The following is an 18,122-nucleotide window of genomic DNA, read 5'->3' as shown; positions in this document are numbered from 1 at the left end:
CAGCCAGATGGGCTAAGCGCTCTAAAACTTCTATAAAACGTTGATGTACAGGCCGTGTCAGAAAGCCGTAGGATTCCATTGAAAGGTAGCCGCGGACTTGGATGGAAGGGTAGATTTGAAAACCTTATTTCCCTGCCGAACCTTAAATGTCTTTGTGCTCTCTCCTGTATTGGCGGCAATCAGGACAAGCGTACCGTCCGGATTGCAGTAGGCGACCGTTTCGATACTTCCACTATAATGTGTAGAATCAATACGTACCGCACCTGGACGGACAAATTTGCTGGCGTGCCCAATCGCATAGTACTCCACATTTTTCGTAACTGCACCGCTTAACGGGTCGATGGTCACTACACCTCTACAGTTGGTGCACCCCCCATTGGTCGGCCCCCCGGACGGGTCAAGTGCGATATTCCAAAAGAGGACATTTTGCGACCAGTTTCGGGGTGCACCAATGATCAGCTTGGACATATCCCAGCTCAAATCATCTCCAAAGCCCGGACTCCACGCTCCCCCACTACATTCTGTCATATATACAGGCTTATCTGGAAAAGCATGATGCACATCTTTCATCGCCGTAGGTTCTCCTTTGTAGCAATGAAAGGCTGTTCCATGCGTATAGTTTCGAGCTTGTTCATCTCCTAACACGGTCTTGGCATATTCACTCCCTGTATCCCAGTTATGGTCAAAGGCAATAATCTGAGTAGATAAATGGTTTCGATTTAGGGTTGGGCCCAGATATTGTTTAATAAAATTCGCCTGTTCTGCTGCCCCCATACTCATGCTGGGATACTTGGACGTCGTGAATTCTGGCTCATTTTGAATGGAAATCGCCTGAATCGGAATCCCTTCGTTCGCATAAGCCTGTAGGTAACGAACAAAATAGTTAGCATAAGCCTGGTAGACGCGCGGATCGGTATAGTCCAAATACCAGCCGTTATAAATCTGCTCCCCATATTTCATCCAGGGTGGAGCTGTCCACGGGGTCCCCATAATCTTTAAATCCTGGTTTCTTCTCAAGATTTGCTTCAGCACGTCGATTACATCCCGATCCTTAGCGATGGAGAAATGATTCAGCTCATAGTCCTTGCCTGTTTCCACATCGTCATAGGTATAGCTGCCAGGCTGTCCCTGTTCATCTACGGAATAATCTGAGGCTCCAATGGTATGGCGAATATAACTGAGTTGAATGCCACCGGCTGTAAACAAATCATTTAGCAGCTGATCGCGCTGATTGGCAGACATGCCATGATTCATCAGGTAAGCGGACGAACCGGACACCGCTGCGCCAAACCCTTCCATCGTCTGGTAACGAATATCTGGCTTAATCTCAATCGTCAGTGTATCCGCATTCGCAGCCTTTTCTTTACTGCTATCCTTATCATTCTTATCCCAACGGATCGGGGCTTGTTGGGTTAGACGATTCGCCGGATCGGGTGTTGTTAGCCACATGTTGACGTTATTTTCTGCTTTCGGCCCCGGAACATTCCGTATAGCCATACTGGCCAGGACTGCACAGATCAAAATGGCTACTACAGCTATAAGCAACCAGATGTCAGTACGTCGTTGCTTTTGGAGTTTCTTCATCTAATATCCTCCTCTCCCCATCACTAGCCTGTCCCCACTCTCTCTACTATTTCAGCTTTCACTTGGGTTTCCCTTTGCATACCTGTTGGACGTTTACATACCGATAGCAAAAAGAGAGCCGGTGCTTGTGCCCGCGCTCTCTTGAATATAACCATTTTAAAACAAATGTAACGGGATTTACTTTTTTGCCTTTGCTGTAGAGGTAGCCGGAATCGTAACACTTCCTGTCAGTCGTAAATCCTGTGAGGAGCTGCCCACATAAATGGGCACTTCACCCGCCGGCATAACCCATGCTTTGGACTTTTCATCCCAATAAGAGAAAGCTTTCGGGTCGAGCTCAATGCGAACCTTCTTCTCTTGACCCGGCTTTAATTCTACCTTGGACCAGCCTGCCAGTTGACGGGATGGAGTCTCTACGTTTGTCGGAAGCTTACCGCTGTACACTTGTACAACCTCAGCTCCGGCTGTTTTGCCAGTGTTCTTCAATTTGAACGAAACTTCGACGGAACTCATACGATCGGATTTTTTTCCACTCGCATGCTGTTTGGTTTTCAGATCGCTATATCCGAATGTTGTATAGGATAAACCGTGTCCAAAGGAGAACGCCGGTTGAATACCCGATTTCTCATACCCACGATAGCCTACAAAAATACCATCTGAATAGTCACCTATACCGTTCACACCCGGAAACTTCTCTGGTGAGGATACAGGTGTAGACTGCTCGTTAACTGGGAAGGTTACCGGCAACTTACCCGAAGGATTTACATCTCCAAATAAGACGCGCGCTATAGCATTCCCTTGCTCTTGTCCAGCAAACCATGCTTGTACGATGGAAGGGACTTTGTCCTGCCATGTATCCATTTGCACGGCTCTGCCGCTCATTTGTACGACAATGGTTTTCGGATTTACAGCCGCAACCGCACGGATCAGCCGATCCTGATTATTCGGGAGCTCCATATCGGAACGCTCAACATATCCCTCACTCTCATACGTGCGCGTAACAACAATCGCAACATCCGATTTTTTCGCCAATTTCACAGCGTTGTCAATCAGCTTATCTGACGTATCTGCCGGAGGTTCCCAGCCCAGACGAACCATACCACCGGAATCCCGACCATTGGTCGGATAATCAGCGCGGTATTCAATACGTATCTTGTGCTTTTCACCCGCTTTAAGGGAGATATTTTTCTTCGTAGTGCCCAGCTTTTCACCTTGATTATCCACGAAAAGCTTATCGTCGAGATACAGCTTGCTTGATCCCAAACTGGTTAATGACAATGCATAGTCACCATCCTTGGGAGCTGCAATTGCCCCTGTCCAGCGTGCAGATATCAAGCCGTTCAGTGTCGTTGGTGTATTTGGAACTTTAGGGGACTTCGCATTGAAGCCCTGATAATTATAAAATCCAAGGTTCATATTGACTTGGTCATCATTGCGTACAAGAATCGGATTGCCTTCCATCTTGTTATTCTTCCAGTATTCGCCTCGAAGTCCCTGTTCGCCATCTCCATAAGTCGCATATCCAACACTGATATCCTCTTTCTCATCAGATGTAGTCAACAGTGAAGACGGAACAGCAGATGGCCCTGGCATAATGTCTCCTGCAGAGATCGGGTCTGTGCCCGGTGCATATTGGACGGTAACTCCTTTGCCGACACGATTGCGGATGCCCTCTAACGGACTCACGGTATACGTCGGATTCACCAGCGAACTGCCTCCGCCTGCCACAGTGCCGTTATCTGCATCGGGGCCAATCACAGCAATAGACTTGAGTTTATCTTTAGACAATGGCAATGCATTGTTTTTATTTTGAAGCAGTACCATACTTTCCTCAGCCAATTGACGGGCTGTCTTGCCATGGTCATGGGCATCAATTTGGTTATTTTGAGCCGGGTGATCAAATAAACCTTTGCTGAACATTTGCACCAGAATGCGCCCAGCCTTATCATCAATCGTTTTTTCACTTACCTTACCATTCTTGACAGCAGCCAGCAGCTGATCTCCCCATTTTCCATAAGGAGTCCCCGGTGTTTCCAGATCCAAGCCACTATTTGCCGATTCGACTGTACTCAGGTTCGCGCCGTAATCACTCATCACGAAGCCCTTGAATTGCATTTCCTTTTTCAAGAGATCTGTCATGATGGTCTTGTTCTCACATGCCGATTCGCCATTGACCTTGTTAAAGGAGCACATAGCTCCGCCCAAGTCTGCCTTGGCAATAGCCTCCTGAAACGGACGTATGTAAATTTCATGCAGCGCACGGTCACTGACTTTGACATTTGTTGTGAAACGCTCTGTCTCCTGATTATTCATAAGGTAATGTTTGGCAGTCGCCAGAACAGGATGACTTTGTATACCTTTGACATAAGCGGTCGCCATTTGAGATTGCAGCAGCGGGTCCTCGCCCATAGATTCAAAGTTTCGCGATCCCCATGGAATTCGGGCAATATCCATCCCGGGTCCAAGCACCACATTATGAGTTGTATTAAAAGCCTCGTCTCCGAGCAAATCCCCATACTGTTTGGCAGCTTGGATATCCCACGTTGCAGCCAGCGCAATTGGAGCAGGCAACGCAGTCGATTGCTTGTCCTGCACATCCGGATTAGCGATACGTACACCTGCAGGTCCATCTGCCATCGTCAGCGCCGGAATGCCCAACCGCTCCATCGAATTATTATAGAATCCATAGTAATTGTTGACCTTGCCAGTCACCAAATCTATTTTTTCTTCCAGCGTCATTTCCTGTAACAGCAACGCTGTCCGTTTCTCAGCCGACAGGGCAGTGTTCATCCAAGGTCGATCTGTCCGACTTCCTGCTGCTCCTGCAATATTCATAGGTCCGATCACGACAGCCGCGATCACTGTCATCATCACCATACGGAACAACCATGTTGATTTCACTTTCACGTTTGTAATTCCTCCTTGATGTTAGGTCATGAGGTGAATGCCTATTCAACGCTCACAGGCTTGCAAAGGCTCTCGATCCTGCGAGCTCCGACAAGAATCCAGAGCCACGGGATAAGCAAGCAAGTCAGCAAAAGCCGCAATGGCTCAAGTGACACGTTAACCACCCTACCGCACATTTTCGGAAATTTCATTGAAAGTTTTTGGAAATTCAATACTAGGACCTTCATTCTTTTTCATAAAAAGAGAGCGTTCACAATTCAGTTAACCGATGAATAAATTACACTTTTGTAACTTTTTAATGACGGTTTTTTAACTAATTTAAATCACAAAAAATGATTCATATGTCCCACTCTTGACTTACTCATATGGCGTTACCTAGCATGCGACCAAAGTCGCTATTTGGGAATTGGAAAGACTTATGTATACAAAAATAACGCTCACAAACAAAAAAATTCCAGAGAACCTGAAAGGTCCCTGGAATGAATATGATTATTCAAACGGATACCGAAGTCCCCACTGTGAACGAATCTGATCCATCAGTTTCATAATTCCTAATGATTCATCTAAAGAAATAGTAGAACTTTCGAGCAAACCTTCGTTCAAGCAACGCCCGACTTCTTCTGCTTCAAAGGCATAGCCTGTAGAGGATCGGTCATCCTGAAAGTGTTGTGCCTCTTCACCGTCCACAACTAAAGTAGCCGATGTGCTGTTTAGGAATGACGGAATGTGAATATAGCCCTTGGTTCCATGGATGTATGCCTCATTCGTCAATCCGAGACGGACTGCCCCGTTAAGCATAGCCGTGCGTCCTTGCCCATAATCCAGCAAGATCGAAAATGTCTCGTCAACGCCTGTCTCCCCGATATGAGCAGTGCTCCATACATGCTCAGGTTCAGGACCGAAGACCATTGAAGCAAAAGAAACCGGATAAATTCCTGCATCTAACAGAGCACCTCCGCCCAGCTCAAGGTTCAAAAGCCGGCCCTCCGGGTTCCAATCTACCCGAAAACCAAATTCTGCCTTAACCAGCTTTACCTCGCCAATGTGTCCCGCATGTATCCACTCCTGCACTTGGCGAATCGGAGGCAAAAAACGTGTCCACATTGCTTCCATCAGGAATAGCTTACGCTCACGTGCAAAGCCGATTAGTTCCTCCAATTCTTTACTATTGACGGTGAAGGGTTTCTCACACAAGACCGCTTTGCCCGCCCGAAGAGCCGTCAGAACATTTTCTTTATGAAAAGGATGAGGAGTCCCTACGTAAATAGCATCTACCTCGGGATCTTGTGCTAATTCCTCATAGCTCCCGTAAGCTCGTGATATTTGATGCTTAGCTGCAAATTCGGTAGCGCTTTCAATAGTACGTGATCCAACGGCATACCCTTCTCCATTCGTAACATGCGCCAAATCCGCCACAAATTGATCTGAGATCCAGCCTGTGCCGACAATTCCCCATTTAATCTTTTTGCTCATACTTGTGTCCCTCCCAGCAATTTGGTTAACGTTGACTTACAACATACCCTTTTATTCTAGCAAACGCCTGTCCTAAACAAAAGAAATTCCTGCTCAGCGATAGTTTATATTGCGGCTTGGCAGCAAGACGACACGGCGGCCACTAAGTCACACATTTTGAACTGGAATTTCCCTCAGCATTGTTTTGGTTCAGGATCATTTTATTGAATAATGTATCTGTAAAACTTTTTATCCACTTTCATGACTGGAAAACTAATCGGCAATTCTCCTGGATCTACACTAACAAATCCATTCTTCTCATAAAATCGATGAGCTGTTACGAATTGTGGTGTTGTTCCAAGATAGATTTCTTCAATAGACCTTTCCTTAGCCCATCCTATGGCATGATGCAATAATTGATTCGAAACATTGAATGTTTTACCTCTATAATTTTGTTTTACAAACATCTTTCTGAGTGCTGCCTTACGGTCCCCAATATCTAACAAAGCTACAGTCCCCACTACGGTTCCTTCACGAAGAGCCACCCAGAAGTTGCCGTTACCACGCTGATAAAAGTTTTCAATATCAAGCAAATCTGGCTGATCCTCTTTGGTTATGGCGATATTATATTCATCTTTTTGAATATGTAAAATTAAATCGACAACTTGTGATTGAGACTCAGTTGAGTACTCTTTTAGAAAGATACTTTTAAACATCGTTATGTTCTCCTATGATCGTCAATTGTTATACTGTTAGATTTCCATCAAACCACAGAACCTAAAATATTACCCATATCTCCTTATTCGTGCTTGATAAACGCTCAATATTAAATAACTCAACCTCCGCAACTAAACTAAGTTTCCACCTACACAGTCGAGGATTTGAAACCATTGTCTAGATGCGAACGTTGAGTTCATTATAAATCTATATACATCAGAATTCTATTCTACGCTTGAAGCTGTGTAAGAATTTGCGGGTCCTTGATCTTCTGATCCTCGGCCAACAACACTATTTTGGATAAAATCTCGGCTGTTCTTGGGTCTTCGTCCAGAAACGGCAGGAAGATGCGTCCACGATGCTGCGAATGCACCGGAATAATATGCAGCGCTCCCTTCGCTTGCTTATAGACACCCCCGCTTCCCAAATGCACAGCATATTCGCCAAGAGTCCCATCTACACGTGCATAATTCCCATCCACGCGTACATTGCTAATTTTCAGCAGGCTAAGTGATTCCTGCACAATGACCCTACGCATTTCAATCGTCGTCAGACTGGCCTCTGGATCAACGCCGCCTACATGGGCAACACTGACGACCAGATCCACGTCCCGCATAACTTCGGAGAACAGAACAGGAGGAACTTCGTCCAACGGTACGCTCTTATACGTTGTCCGATCAAAGAACTGCACGGTCTCCAGCGTAGGAGCCTCGGTATCTGCTGGTGAGAACCAGTCCGCCATGGCATACAGGTTGGCAATCAGATTCTCAGCATAGTACACCTTCTGGAGTCCATCCTCATAGCTGACCGTCCATTGGCGACCTTTCAATAGGGATACCGTCTTATTCGGCTGTACCTGGTGTCCCGCATATCGACGGGAAACGGTCGCGTTGGCACGTTCATCAGCATTCAGCAGGTACAGCTCACGGAACACCTGCTTAAATGGCTGGCGTATCTGACGGTCGAATAAGTCCTTCTGGAAGTCGCTCCAACGACCACTTTCGAACAAGTGAAGGGGGTGAGCGATAATCAGCTTATCCTCTTCTCCTATAGAATGCTGTTCAGCAGAAGGATCAGTCAACACCAACGTATCCCCATTAAAATATCCGAGGTGCTCGCCAGCCTTGAAAACCAGTGTCCGCACCAACGGAGCAAGCACAGGATTACCCAGCAATCCTCTCAATTCCTTCACCATAAAGGTCGTGCCAGACTCCATAGAGCGCTCCAATTCCTTCCGAGCTCTGCGATACTGATCCACCAGATCTCCTTTAAGCTCCTTCAATGCCGTGATATACTCATCCTTCTTGAAACGAGCCGGAATGGATTTCAGCGTCTTGCCTTTGCTTACAATTTCAATATCTGCCGCTCCTTCATCATCAATGACGAGCTGCACCGTTGTAGCCTCGTCCAAAGCATGTGGCTCAAAATAAGACCGGAGATCATCCAGCTTGCGAGCCTCCATGTCCCAGACGAGACGGGTTACGTCATCATAACCTGCGTTACGCGCCAAATTCCCGAGCGCAATCCGCGAAACCAGTGCCTCACTGGCCTTACGCTGTGCCCCAAATTTTTTGCTTTGTTCCAGAAACCTTTGGATAAAATCATAACGTTCGCGTACATCTGGTTCAGGTGGCTGAGCAAGTGGAATCAAACTGTAGGTCAGCAAATGGTCTTTGTTTCGCTTGTCTTCCACTGATTTTTCCATTTCACTCCGTTTGAGCTTACCCAGCGTCGCATCCGCAAACAACTGGGATCGACGATGATTGGCTCCAGCCGAAATATACTTGGCACAATCGTACAGCAGATCAAAACGTTCCTCGCCCAACGTCTCATAAGCCTCATGAAACCAGTGAATATCGAAGGCACCATCATTAAAATCTTGCGGAGCAATCGGCGAGTAATGAGCTACAATCGTTTCCTTCTCGGCCGAAAAACCTTCATTGATATGCGCATGGAAATACCATGCCGCACTGCGAAGTCCTTCCCATCCGAGATAACCCGCTACAATCTCAATCCACTGCGGGGCATACATTGCCGCCTCCAGCAGACGTTTATCTGTAATTTTAGTGTCCTTTAACTTTTCCTTGAGCAACGTGGCATCCTCGCCATCATTCGGATAACATGCCTTGAGCAAGTGACTGAACGATTCCTTTTTGGTAATACGATCACCGTAACCGTACACATAACCACGCACGAATGTTTCCTTGTCGAGACCCTCCAGAATACGGATAAAATAATCCATGCCTTCAATCCGGTTCAAGCCCATAACCTTTGGCGTAGCCTCGGTAGGCAAATCGCCTCGAACCAATTCAACCTCTAACAGTCGATCAATAACCGTACGGCGTATCTCCAAAAATTCTGGGTTGCTAGAAATCCATGTATTGCGGACATTGGTTAAGGTACTCATATGTCTTCTGCTTTCACTACCGGCCAGCAGTTCCCGATATACTTCCCCTACACCGATCAACCCTTTTTCATAGGCTTTGAAATAATCCTCCAGATCCAGCGGAGAATAAAAACGATTTTCCGCTCCTGGCAGTTCTGCGTAGTTCACAAAAGTATGGAAAAAGCGCTTAAAGGACTCATTATCATGAACCTGCCCCTTCTCCAGCGCCACCCACGGGCCGGACAATAGATGGAGCATTCCCAAATCCTCTGCTGGTCTGTCCTTAGGCACGCACTGCATTAGTGAATTTAAAGCAAGGTCAATTACGTCAAATGTTTGGTCACCGGATGTGTCCATAAAATAAGCATTAACTAATGTGCTTACCTGATCGGAGTAGGTCAGCTCTGCCATCCATCTTTGAACCTCGTTAATCCGATCCACAGGATACATTTGCTCAGCGAAGTCTTTACGCCATCCTTCCAGCAGCATGTGCTTGCTTAGCTCTGAATAGTCCATTTTAAAAGAAAAGTATCGATAGTAGCGATCCAGCGTTCGGTCCATAGGCTCCAATCGGTCATAAAAAACAAGCTCCAGCAGTTCACGTGCTTCTATGCCGCTTTCCTGCAAATAACGGTCCCACTCCTCATAAAGAGGATATAAAGACAGCCTGGAATCTACTTCTTCATCGACCTGAACCAGCCGTAGAGGGCGAAGGTTCGTCCCAATAAGCGATGTATCTTTGTAGCCTGAATAATATTCCGCTGTATATTCCACATCACGATGATGATGAACAAGCTCATCCAGTCCAGTCAAAAACTGCTTGAGCTTCTCCAATGGACTAACAAAAACATCGGCCAATCTAAAATCATCCAGATCCACTTTCTCTTCCAACCAAGCTTCCTTGACATTCGGATCGTACAGGCCAAAACCGTTAGCCCCTGTATAAGCATCCTCCTGTCCCAGTTTGGACAGCAGTTGCTCCTCTTTGGCGGTAGGTTGCTGTATGATATCCGCCAAAGCCCGCAGGTTTTCATACTGTTCGGCACGATCCGGGTCTGCATATATCTTCGTCAATACCTCCAGTCCACCCAATCGTTGCAGCTCCGCCTTAGCACGCAGCAAGCGTTCCAATGAGCCAGCGAGCGGCTCTTCCGATTGTGAGAGCAACACACCAATGACACTTTGTCGCAATGAGCCCGTCTTGAGCTTTAGTAAGGCTTCCATTTGTTGCATTTCTGGTTCCGACAGCGTCAGCTTACGCGCCTTGGCCACAGCGAACTCACGGATACTCATACTTTTGTCCGACAAACTGGAAAAAATAAAATCACGCTGTACCGTATCCTCAGGATTTTGCACAAAATGGTTCAACAGTTCGCCACGCAGATTAGGGCTAATCTGTTCCTTTAAGGCTATGATTTCCCCAATCCAAGAAGCGTCCATATCATAGCCAGCGAGATATAGCATTTTTTGAATAGGTGCATCTGAGCGGTGATATAGATTTACAAAATCTAGCACCTTGGAGGGCTCGGTGGACTCACCCTTTTTTATATGTACAAACAGGTTATGAAGTCGTTCAAAATCCTTACGCCGCTCCTCTTTGCTCTCCAGCAAAGGAGTGCGCACCACTTTAACGATCCGATCCGCGACTGTCCCGCCTTCTATCCATTCATAAAAATAATTGCTTGTATAGTTCGTCAGAATCCAATATTGAAGCTCCGGATCTGTTTCATCCAGATATTCTCTCGCAATTCCGAGGCGCACATCCTTGTTGTCACTGTTAGACAGTACATACAGTGCTACGATCTTCTGGTAAGTTGCTCCCTGCTCCATGAGTTTCCGAACCTGTCCATACAGATCACGTTCCTCATGTACTGCGGTAGCCCACAAACTCATATACACTTCATTAGCATTTGAGCTGGTCAGCCATTCCTGGCGCAGTTCACTACGAGTCAATGCTTCATATGCCTGCTCGATCAGTTGGCGAACGACCCGTTGATTGGCGGATTCCAAGCCCATTCCCGTCCATACTGCAAGCGCCCGCACTACCGAGCTGTAACGAATGAAGCCTTGGTCGATGATCAACTTTAACAGATATATTAGAGCCTCCGGGGTTCCTTCATCCATTTGTTCCACAATACTTTGGCGCAATCCCTCTTGGAGTTTGGCAGCTGCCAGGAGCTCTCCGATCATGCGATAATTCTCCTCCTGATGACTCAGGAGCATGCCTTTAATCATATTGCGTGTAAGTAACGCCGCCTGATTATCCCCATAAATAATAGCTTTTAGCGCCTCAAGCACCTGTGAATTGCCGTTGTCTAGCTCGTAAGCAATCCAATCACCAATCGTTTCCTGAATCCGGTAATCCCTACCTGATTCATAATCTTTTTTCGTTAAATAATCCATTATAGAGAATCCGATACAGTCCATTCGGATCAACTGCACCATTCTTTTATAAACTCGGGAAGTATGGGCCGTAATATCTGAAGTGCGGAACGGTTTTCGCGCATACCCGGTGCTGTATGGATATTCAGTCACATGCTCTGTTAGATGTGCGAATACATCGCCCGCTGTTTGTCCAATTAGAGCACGTAATACCTCTGTTAGTGGCTTAAACAGCGGTTCTCCGCTTTCTGTCGCCCGTTCTTTTAATATTCGCTGACATTCGTTAAATGGCTCCTCGTTCTCCTGTATGTAATGAAGCTTACTCAGTTCCACAACATACTGAGCCAACTCCTGTTGTTGTCCCTCCAGTTGCGCCGCGCGCTCCTTCAGTGTGGTGAAATATTCTTGCTCATTGTTCTCTCGATGCATATTTCATTTCCCCCTCTACCATAGGCCTCCAGCCAGCATTGTGAAGCGTATAAATACAATTTCATTCCCATCCTTAAGTGCCAAAGGAGCATCCAGTTCAATAGTTTCCTCGTCACACACAAAAACTCTGTATAAACCATCTTCAAAAGCCTGCATCGCTGTGTTCACAGCATCCTTAATATCCGGGACACCATCATTATATACGGAACCGAATCCTACTTTGCCTATCTCGCCTTGTGCCTCAACTTCCTCTCCCGTGAGGAATGGAATCAGCGCGACACTCTCCTGCTTATCCCGCAGCTTTTGAACATTCAAAGCAACGGTTGCAGTAATCAAATCTCGCAATGTTTTTGGAGCAGGACTCAGTTCTATTTCCTGTCGTGCGAGTGCGGGCTTGCGTTTTCCCAGACTTTTTACAGTTACAAGCAGCTTCATGTCGTTCCCCTTCCTTTTTATTCACGCTTTTGACCCGTTGTCAGCTGAATTTTTTGACCCATTTAAAACACCGTTAACGAAATCGAAAACGAATGTTTGTTCGTATATTTATTTTAATAGGTTCCTTATCATTACTCCATCACCCTTTATGACCAAAATTCATAATGCTGTAATACACTAAAATCTTAAAAAATAAGACTTTGTACCCTGATTTCGATGAATTTTATCCATATTAAGGATGAAAAAGAAAAAAACCTGCACAAGGGAGACCATCTGCTCTTCACAGACTTCACTCCATTATACAGGTCAAATATCATCATAAATAATGTTTCAATACTTATTTAATTAAAATGCTGGAACAACGCTATCCTTGTAATTGTCCTCAAAAAATTTACGCACTTCCGGTCCGGTCATTCGCTTTGCCAGCTTTTGAATGGCATCGGAATCTGCATTATCCTTACGCGCTACCAGATTAATGGCAAAGTGCGTATCGTCTTTTTCGGTAATCAGCGCGTCCTTCTTCGGTGTCAGACCGAGCGGCTTGGCATATGCGGGATACATGGCAGCCATGTCCACATCATCCAGTGAGCGCGCCAGCATCAACAAATCCACTTCTTTAAACACAAACTTTTTCTTATTCTCAATAATATCAGCCTGTGTAGCATTATAGCCTACACCTTCTTTAAGCTTGATCAAACCGTTTTGCTCCATCATTACCAAAGAACGTCCTGTATTGGCCGGGTCATTGGCAATGGCAATAGTCGCACCTTCGGGCAGGTCTTTAACGTTCTTGTATTTTTTGGAGTACGCACCATAAATGGCGTTGTAAATTGGTTTTATCGCTACCAAATCAGACTTGTTGCTTTCATTATATTGTTGCATAAAAGGAGCATGCTGAAAGAAGTTAGCATCCACTTCATGGCTTGCCAATGCGTTGTTCGGTTGGATATTGTCTGAAAGCACGACGATTTCCAGATTGACTCCGTCCTGTTTAAGCAGCGGCTTCACGATATCCAGCACATCTGTCATCGGTGGGATGAGCGTCGCTATTTTCAGGGTCACTTCTTTTTGGGAAGTCGCTTCTTTGGACTGTGTTTCTTGTGCAGCCTGCTTTTGACCACCGCATCCGGCAACCAGTAGCATAACGACAGCAAATAGTGTAAGTAATTTCAAGTTCGTTTTCATGTTGTTTTTCCGACTCATTCGATGTGGAACCTCCAAAATTAGTTGTGATCGGGAAGATAAAAATGAGTTACAGCATAGCCGCTTCGCGTGCAGATTGTTCTTCCGATCGCTGACGCTTCTCCAGAACAATTCTGCCCGCTCCGCTTTGGAGGCACTGTAAAGTCATTTTTATTTCCCATAGTGGGCGGTGCAAGTGTTAATGAAGAGATTCATAAACCATTTACCGCTTGTCGATCCGGCGGGATATGGTGCTTCCGGTGAACTGGATCGTTTGTACGAAAATAATCATGACGACGATGGTGAACGCCATCAAGCCTGTTTCAAAACGCTGGTAACCGTAGCGGATGGCAAAATCGCCTACCCCGCCGCCACCCACAATGCCCATCACCGTGGAGTAGGAGATGAAGCTAATGGTGGACGTGGTCAAACCCAGTACAAGCCCAGAACGAGCTTCCACGTACAGAAATTTGAAGATAAGCTGAAGAGTGGATGCCCCCATAGAAGTAGCGGCTTCAATTACACCCTTCGGCACCTCAAGCAATGATTGCTCCACCAGCCTCGAATAATAGGCGATGGCCACCACTGACAAGGGAACCGTAGCAGCCATCGTACCCAGCGCCGTCCCTACGACCAGACGTGTAAATGGAATCATAAACACGACGAGCAGCAAAAACGGGAACGAGCGGATGACATTGACCACACTGTTCAATAGGGTGAACAGCAGTCGATTTTCATATTTTTGCCCTTTGCCGCACAAATACAAAATCGTTCCTGCCGGAAGCCCTAACAGTACAGCTGCTGCGATAGAAATCCCCACCATAATAAACGTCTCTGCGATGGCTTTCCATATCTCAGACTGATATTGCGCAATGATGTTCAGCATTTCATTCATCAGCTTCACCTGCTTTCGCTGTTGAACCTACCGCAGCGTCAGCTACACGTTGCGTGGAAAGCAGCTGTCCATCCCGCATTTCTGATACATGGGTACAAATGTTGCGTACCACGTCCATATCGTGCGTTACAATTACAATGGTAACTCCCAGTTCACGGTTGATCTCCCGTAACACGCCCAGAATATCCGCGGTCGTCTGCGGATCAAGCGCCGAGGTCGGCTCATCACACAGCAGCACCGCAGGTCGATTCGCCAGCGCTCTGGCTATCGCTACACGTTGCTTTTGGCCTCCGCTCAATTGTGCCGGATACTGTTCTGCTTTATCAGCTAAACCGACGAATTGCAGGCATTCGCGCACACGTTCTGCTCTCTCTTTTTTCGCGACACCTGCCAGCTCCAACGGCATTGCTACATTTCCACTGACCGTCCGATTGTGAACAAGATGATAATGCTGAAAAATCATCCCTATGGATCGCCGCGCTTCACGGAGACGTTTTTCCGGCATGCGAGTCAGATCTTCCCCGTTCACAACCACGTTTCCCTCATCCGGCCTTTCCAATACATTCATCAACCGGAGCAAGGTAGACTTACCGGCACCGCTGGCACCTATAATACCGTGGATTTCCCCCTCCTCCACTTGAAGGGACACGGATTGAACCGCATGAAATTGGCCGCTTGAGGTGGTATAATGCTTGTTTACCTGATGCAGCGTAATCATGAAACCTGGCCTCCTGATGATCCATTTCTCAGGGAAAATGTAATAAGCCCGCCAGCCCAGGCGGGTCTGTACGAGCCGTCAATTCCCATTGCATTAATATACCACAGAGCAGAAAACGGGCAAAGCCTTTTGACAACAATTAACGTACATCCCACACCCCTACATAAGGAAAGCAAATCCCAAGTCCCCAAGCCAGCGTAAGCATGACGACAAAATAGAATATGAATACAATATCTATAGCCGAATAGCCGATCGCATAATAATACGTTCGCTTGGTTTCATTGGTAAAACCCTTGGCTTCCATAGCAATAGCAATGCGCTGGGCACGCCGAATACTTTGAGCGAGTAGCGGAATCGCATACCTGCGAAGCGTGGCATACATATTCCATTTGGACACATGCTGATGTAAACCTCGAATACGGTGGGCTTGTCTCAATGCCTGGAATTCCTCCACCATCATAGGCATCAACCGCATGGCTGCCAAAAAGCTGTATGCATACTTCGGAGGGAGCTTCCATTGCTGCATCAGTGAATAAAAAAGGTCCACTGGACGAGTCGTTAAACCAAACAACAAACCTACCGCAGCCATACTCAGCGCACGAAAGCCCAGATGCATGCCTCGGTAAAAGCTTTCCTGCGTCACATGGATCAAGCCCCATGTCCACCAGGTCGTCACCCCTTTGCCGAACATCATCATGCCCGTTGAAGTTGAAATAAACACCAATATAAAGGGAGACCCGTATAGCAGCAGCCTCTTCCATGGATGGCCTGACCAGACAAGCAGCAACAGCATAGCACACGCAACATTAAACATGACATTCGGATCATGAATGACTATAACGACCACAAACAGGATGGAAAACATCACGAGCTTTAGGCCCGGATTCACGCGATGCAGCCATGTTTTATGATGGGGAAAGGACAGGTTCATACTGTAGTTCCCCTTTCTGAATCCGCCATGTATCGGTACAATATCGACGGACAATTTCCGGGTCATGGGTGACCATCACAATGGCCGTGCCTGCCGCTCTCAGCTGCTCCAACATATCCAGCATGACAAAGGTATTACGCGCATCCTGCCCAAAGGTCGGTTCATCGAGCAGCAGCACTTCCGGCTCACGAATCATAGCCGTAGCAATACTCAACCGCCTTTTTTGGCCTAACGAAAGCTGATACGGATGCCGCTCGTCCAGCCGCTCCAGTCCGAACTGTACGAGCATCCGATCGACCCGTTCCCGGCACTGTTCAACAGTATACAAGCTCTTGGGTAACGAATACTCTAGTTCCTTTCGTACGGTATGCGCTACAAATTGCAGCTCGGGATTTTGAAACGCGAACCCGATACGCTCTGCCAGTTGTTCTGTACTGCCTGCCTCAATTCCGCGCACGCTATAACGTCCCTGTGTGCGAAGTAAGCGCATCATGGAGAGCAGTAGCGAGCTTTTGCCAGCCCCGTTTTCACCAACCACGCCAATCCAGTCGCCAGGCTTCACCTGCGCATGCTCCACATAAATCACTGAACTTAAACCGCGGAGGCCGCTAAAATGTTCCAGCTCCAGCACATCAGTCCCCGCACCATTCTGTTGCGTCACTGCTTCACTCCAACGTGGCGAAGACGCTTCATTCCATACTCCCGGATACCACACGCCGTACTCGGACAATGCCTGCCGGTGCACATGAAATACTTCTTGGGCCCTTCCATCTGCAATGATCTCCCCTTGAGCAGAAAGCACCACAATCCGATCCACATCATGGACAATTTCATTAATTTTATGCTCCACAATCACCAGTGTCTGGTCTACCGAAATGTTGCGAATGGTATCCCACACCTGTGTAGTGCCTTCCTCGTCCAACAAAGCCGTGGGCTCATCCAGAAAAAGCACTTCTGGCTCCATAGCCAGCACAGACGCAATCGCCAGCCGCTGCTTCATTCCCTGTGACATGCTGCCAATGGGCATATGTATATCATCCGTCGATAGACCCACCTGTATCAGCAGCTCGCGAATACGGGATCGCATCTGCTCCCGGGGAACCTGATTATTTTCCAACACAAAAGCCAGTTCCTCATCTGCATATGACATACAGAACTGCGTATCAGGATCTTGAAATACAATACCTGAGACACTTGGGATTACAGCAGCATCGCATTTCATAGGCACTTCTATCGTGCGTGGAATCAGACCGCTTAACACTTGGAGCAGTGTTGATTTACCGCATCCACTCGGTCCCAGTAGCAGCAGCTTTTCCCCCTTGCGGACAGACAAAGACATATTGTGAAAAAGCAGCTCTTGCTCACCGGGGAATTTCAACCGTAGCCGGGTGATCGAAGCCACCACATCTTCGGTTGCCCGGCTCATCAATCCAGCCCCTTATAATCTTGTTCCGTTGCAGGCCTCAAACTTCGCGTGACTCCGGTTACCTCCAATGCCTTAGCCAGATAGAACGCGAATACCCCGGCAATCACAATACTGCCAATCATCCGAAATCCAATATACAAAACATAGTTCCAAGTCGATAGCTGATCAATATACCCGTAGCTGAAGTCTAAAATCAGAGAAGTGACAGCCGCCCCAGCCGCAGCTAGCGAAGCAACCCACAGGTTTGCGTTCCGATACAGAAAAGCCGCAAAAAACAGCTCCGCTCCCAAGCCTTGCAGCAGGCCATAGTACAAGGTGGACATACCCCATTCGCTTCCCAAAAAAGCACTGACCGTTGCCGCTGCCACCTCTGCCAAAATCGCAACACCCGGCTTGCGAATGATGAGATAAGCAAACGTACCTGCCATAAACCACATGCCATACATCAGTTGCTCGGCGTGTAGACCCAATGGTTTCATCAAATCATAGGCAGGTCCCCATATTTTGTAGATCAACCCGAACACAACAGCGATCACAATCGTGACCAAAATATCCGTCAGTTTCAACCCTTTGGACGCTCTTACAGCAGTATTCATTATTGCGTGCTCCCCTTTTTCCTTATAGTTGGCCTCTTGGCCATGAAAAAAAGCTTGTCTGGAGCTGAATCTCCAGGCAAGC

At 47.0% G+C, this 18,122-nt stretch carries 12 protein-coding genes; all 12 read right to left on the bottom strand.

Going from position 1 to position 18,122, the window contains the following annotated elements; all coding sequences use genetic code 11:
- Positions 1–57: 57 nt before the first annotated feature.
- The 12 genes from MKX46_RS20335 to MKX46_RS20280 all read right to left on the bottom strand — a co-directional run bounded on the left by MKX46_RS20335 (position 58) and on the right by MKX46_RS20280 (position 18,040).
- A complete protein-coding gene (locus tag MKX46_RS20335; protein WP_341071698.1) occupies positions 58–1,584 on the bottom strand; it encodes a glycoside hydrolase family 30 protein in 1,527 nt (508 codons plus the stop codon).
- Between the two features lie 177 nt (positions 1,585–1,761).
- Positions 1,762–4,491, bottom strand: coding sequence for a beta-glucosidase (locus MKX46_RS20330; protein ID WP_069012923.1), 2,730 nt, complete (start codon positions 4,489–4,491; stop codon positions 1,762–1,764).
- A 489-nt stretch (positions 4,492–4,980) separates the two neighbouring features.
- The gene (locus tag MKX46_RS20325; protein ID WP_029517581.1) at positions 4,981–5,964 is read right to left on the bottom strand and encodes a Gfo/Idh/MocA family protein; all 984 of its coding nucleotides are present in this window, start codon (positions 5,962–5,964) and stop codon (positions 4,981–4,983) included.
- A gap of 200 nt (positions 5,965–6,164) precedes the next feature.
- Positions 6,165–6,659 carry a GNAT family N-acetyltransferase gene (locus MKX46_RS20320; protein ID WP_165150013.1) on the bottom strand — a complete coding sequence of 165 codons (495 nt, stop codon included), beginning with the start codon at positions 6,657–6,659 and terminating at the stop codon, positions 6,165–6,167.
- A gap of 230 nt (positions 6,660–6,889) precedes the next feature.
- Complete coding sequence (locus MKX46_RS20315; RefSeq protein ID WP_341071697.1) at positions 6,890–11,857, bottom strand: DUF4132 domain-containing protein; 4,968 nt, start codon at positions 11,855–11,857, stop codon at positions 6,890–6,892.
- 15 nt (positions 11,858–11,872) lie between these two features.
- Positions 11,873–12,292 carry a hypothetical protein gene (locus MKX46_RS20310; protein WP_165150009.1) on the bottom strand — a complete coding sequence of 140 codons (420 nt, stop codon included), beginning with the start codon at positions 12,290–12,292 and terminating at the stop codon, positions 11,873–11,875.
- Between the two features lie 345 nt (positions 12,293–12,637).
- Positions 12,638–13,495, bottom strand: coding sequence for a MetQ/NlpA family ABC transporter substrate-binding protein (locus MKX46_RS20305; RefSeq protein ID WP_029517585.1), 858 nt, complete (start codon positions 13,493–13,495; stop codon positions 12,638–12,640).
- Positions 13,496–13,697: 202 nt separating this feature from the next.
- Positions 13,698–14,369, bottom strand: coding sequence for a methionine ABC transporter permease (locus tag MKX46_RS20300; protein ID WP_340931424.1), 672 nt, complete (start codon positions 14,367–14,369; stop codon positions 13,698–13,700).
- Positions 14,362–15,087: a methionine ABC transporter ATP-binding protein gene (locus tag MKX46_RS20295; RefSeq protein ID WP_165150007.1), complete on the bottom strand. Its 726-nt coding sequence runs from the start codon at positions 15,085–15,087 to the stop codon at positions 14,362–14,364. The genes MKX46_RS20300 and MKX46_RS20295 overlap by 8 nt, the downstream gene beginning before the upstream one ends.
- A 139-nt stretch (positions 15,088–15,226) precedes the next feature.
- Complete coding sequence (locus MKX46_RS20290) at positions 15,227–16,018, bottom strand: energy-coupling factor transporter transmembrane component T family protein (protein ID WP_039272469.1); 792 nt, start codon at positions 16,016–16,018, stop codon at positions 15,227–15,229.
- Positions 15,993–17,444, bottom strand: coding sequence for an ABC transporter ATP-binding protein (locus MKX46_RS20285; RefSeq protein WP_165150005.1), 1,452 nt, complete (start codon positions 17,442–17,444; stop codon positions 15,993–15,995). The genes MKX46_RS20290 and MKX46_RS20285 overlap by 26 nt, the downstream gene beginning before the upstream one ends.
- Complete coding sequence (locus MKX46_RS20280) at positions 17,444–18,040, bottom strand: ECF transporter S component (RefSeq protein ID WP_029517589.1); 597 nt, start codon at positions 18,038–18,040, stop codon at positions 17,444–17,446. The genes MKX46_RS20285 and MKX46_RS20280 overlap by 1 nt, the downstream gene beginning before the upstream one ends.
- Positions 18,041–18,122 lie beyond the last annotated feature (82 nt).

It is taken from the genome of Paenibacillus sp. FSL P4-0113 (genome assembly GCF_038009305.1).
Lineage (GTDB): Bacteria > Bacillota > Bacilli > Paenibacillales > Paenibacillaceae > Paenibacillus > Paenibacillus polymyxa_D.
Note: the sequence above shows the minus strand (reverse complement) of the source record. Positions and strands in the feature narration are given on the sequence as shown.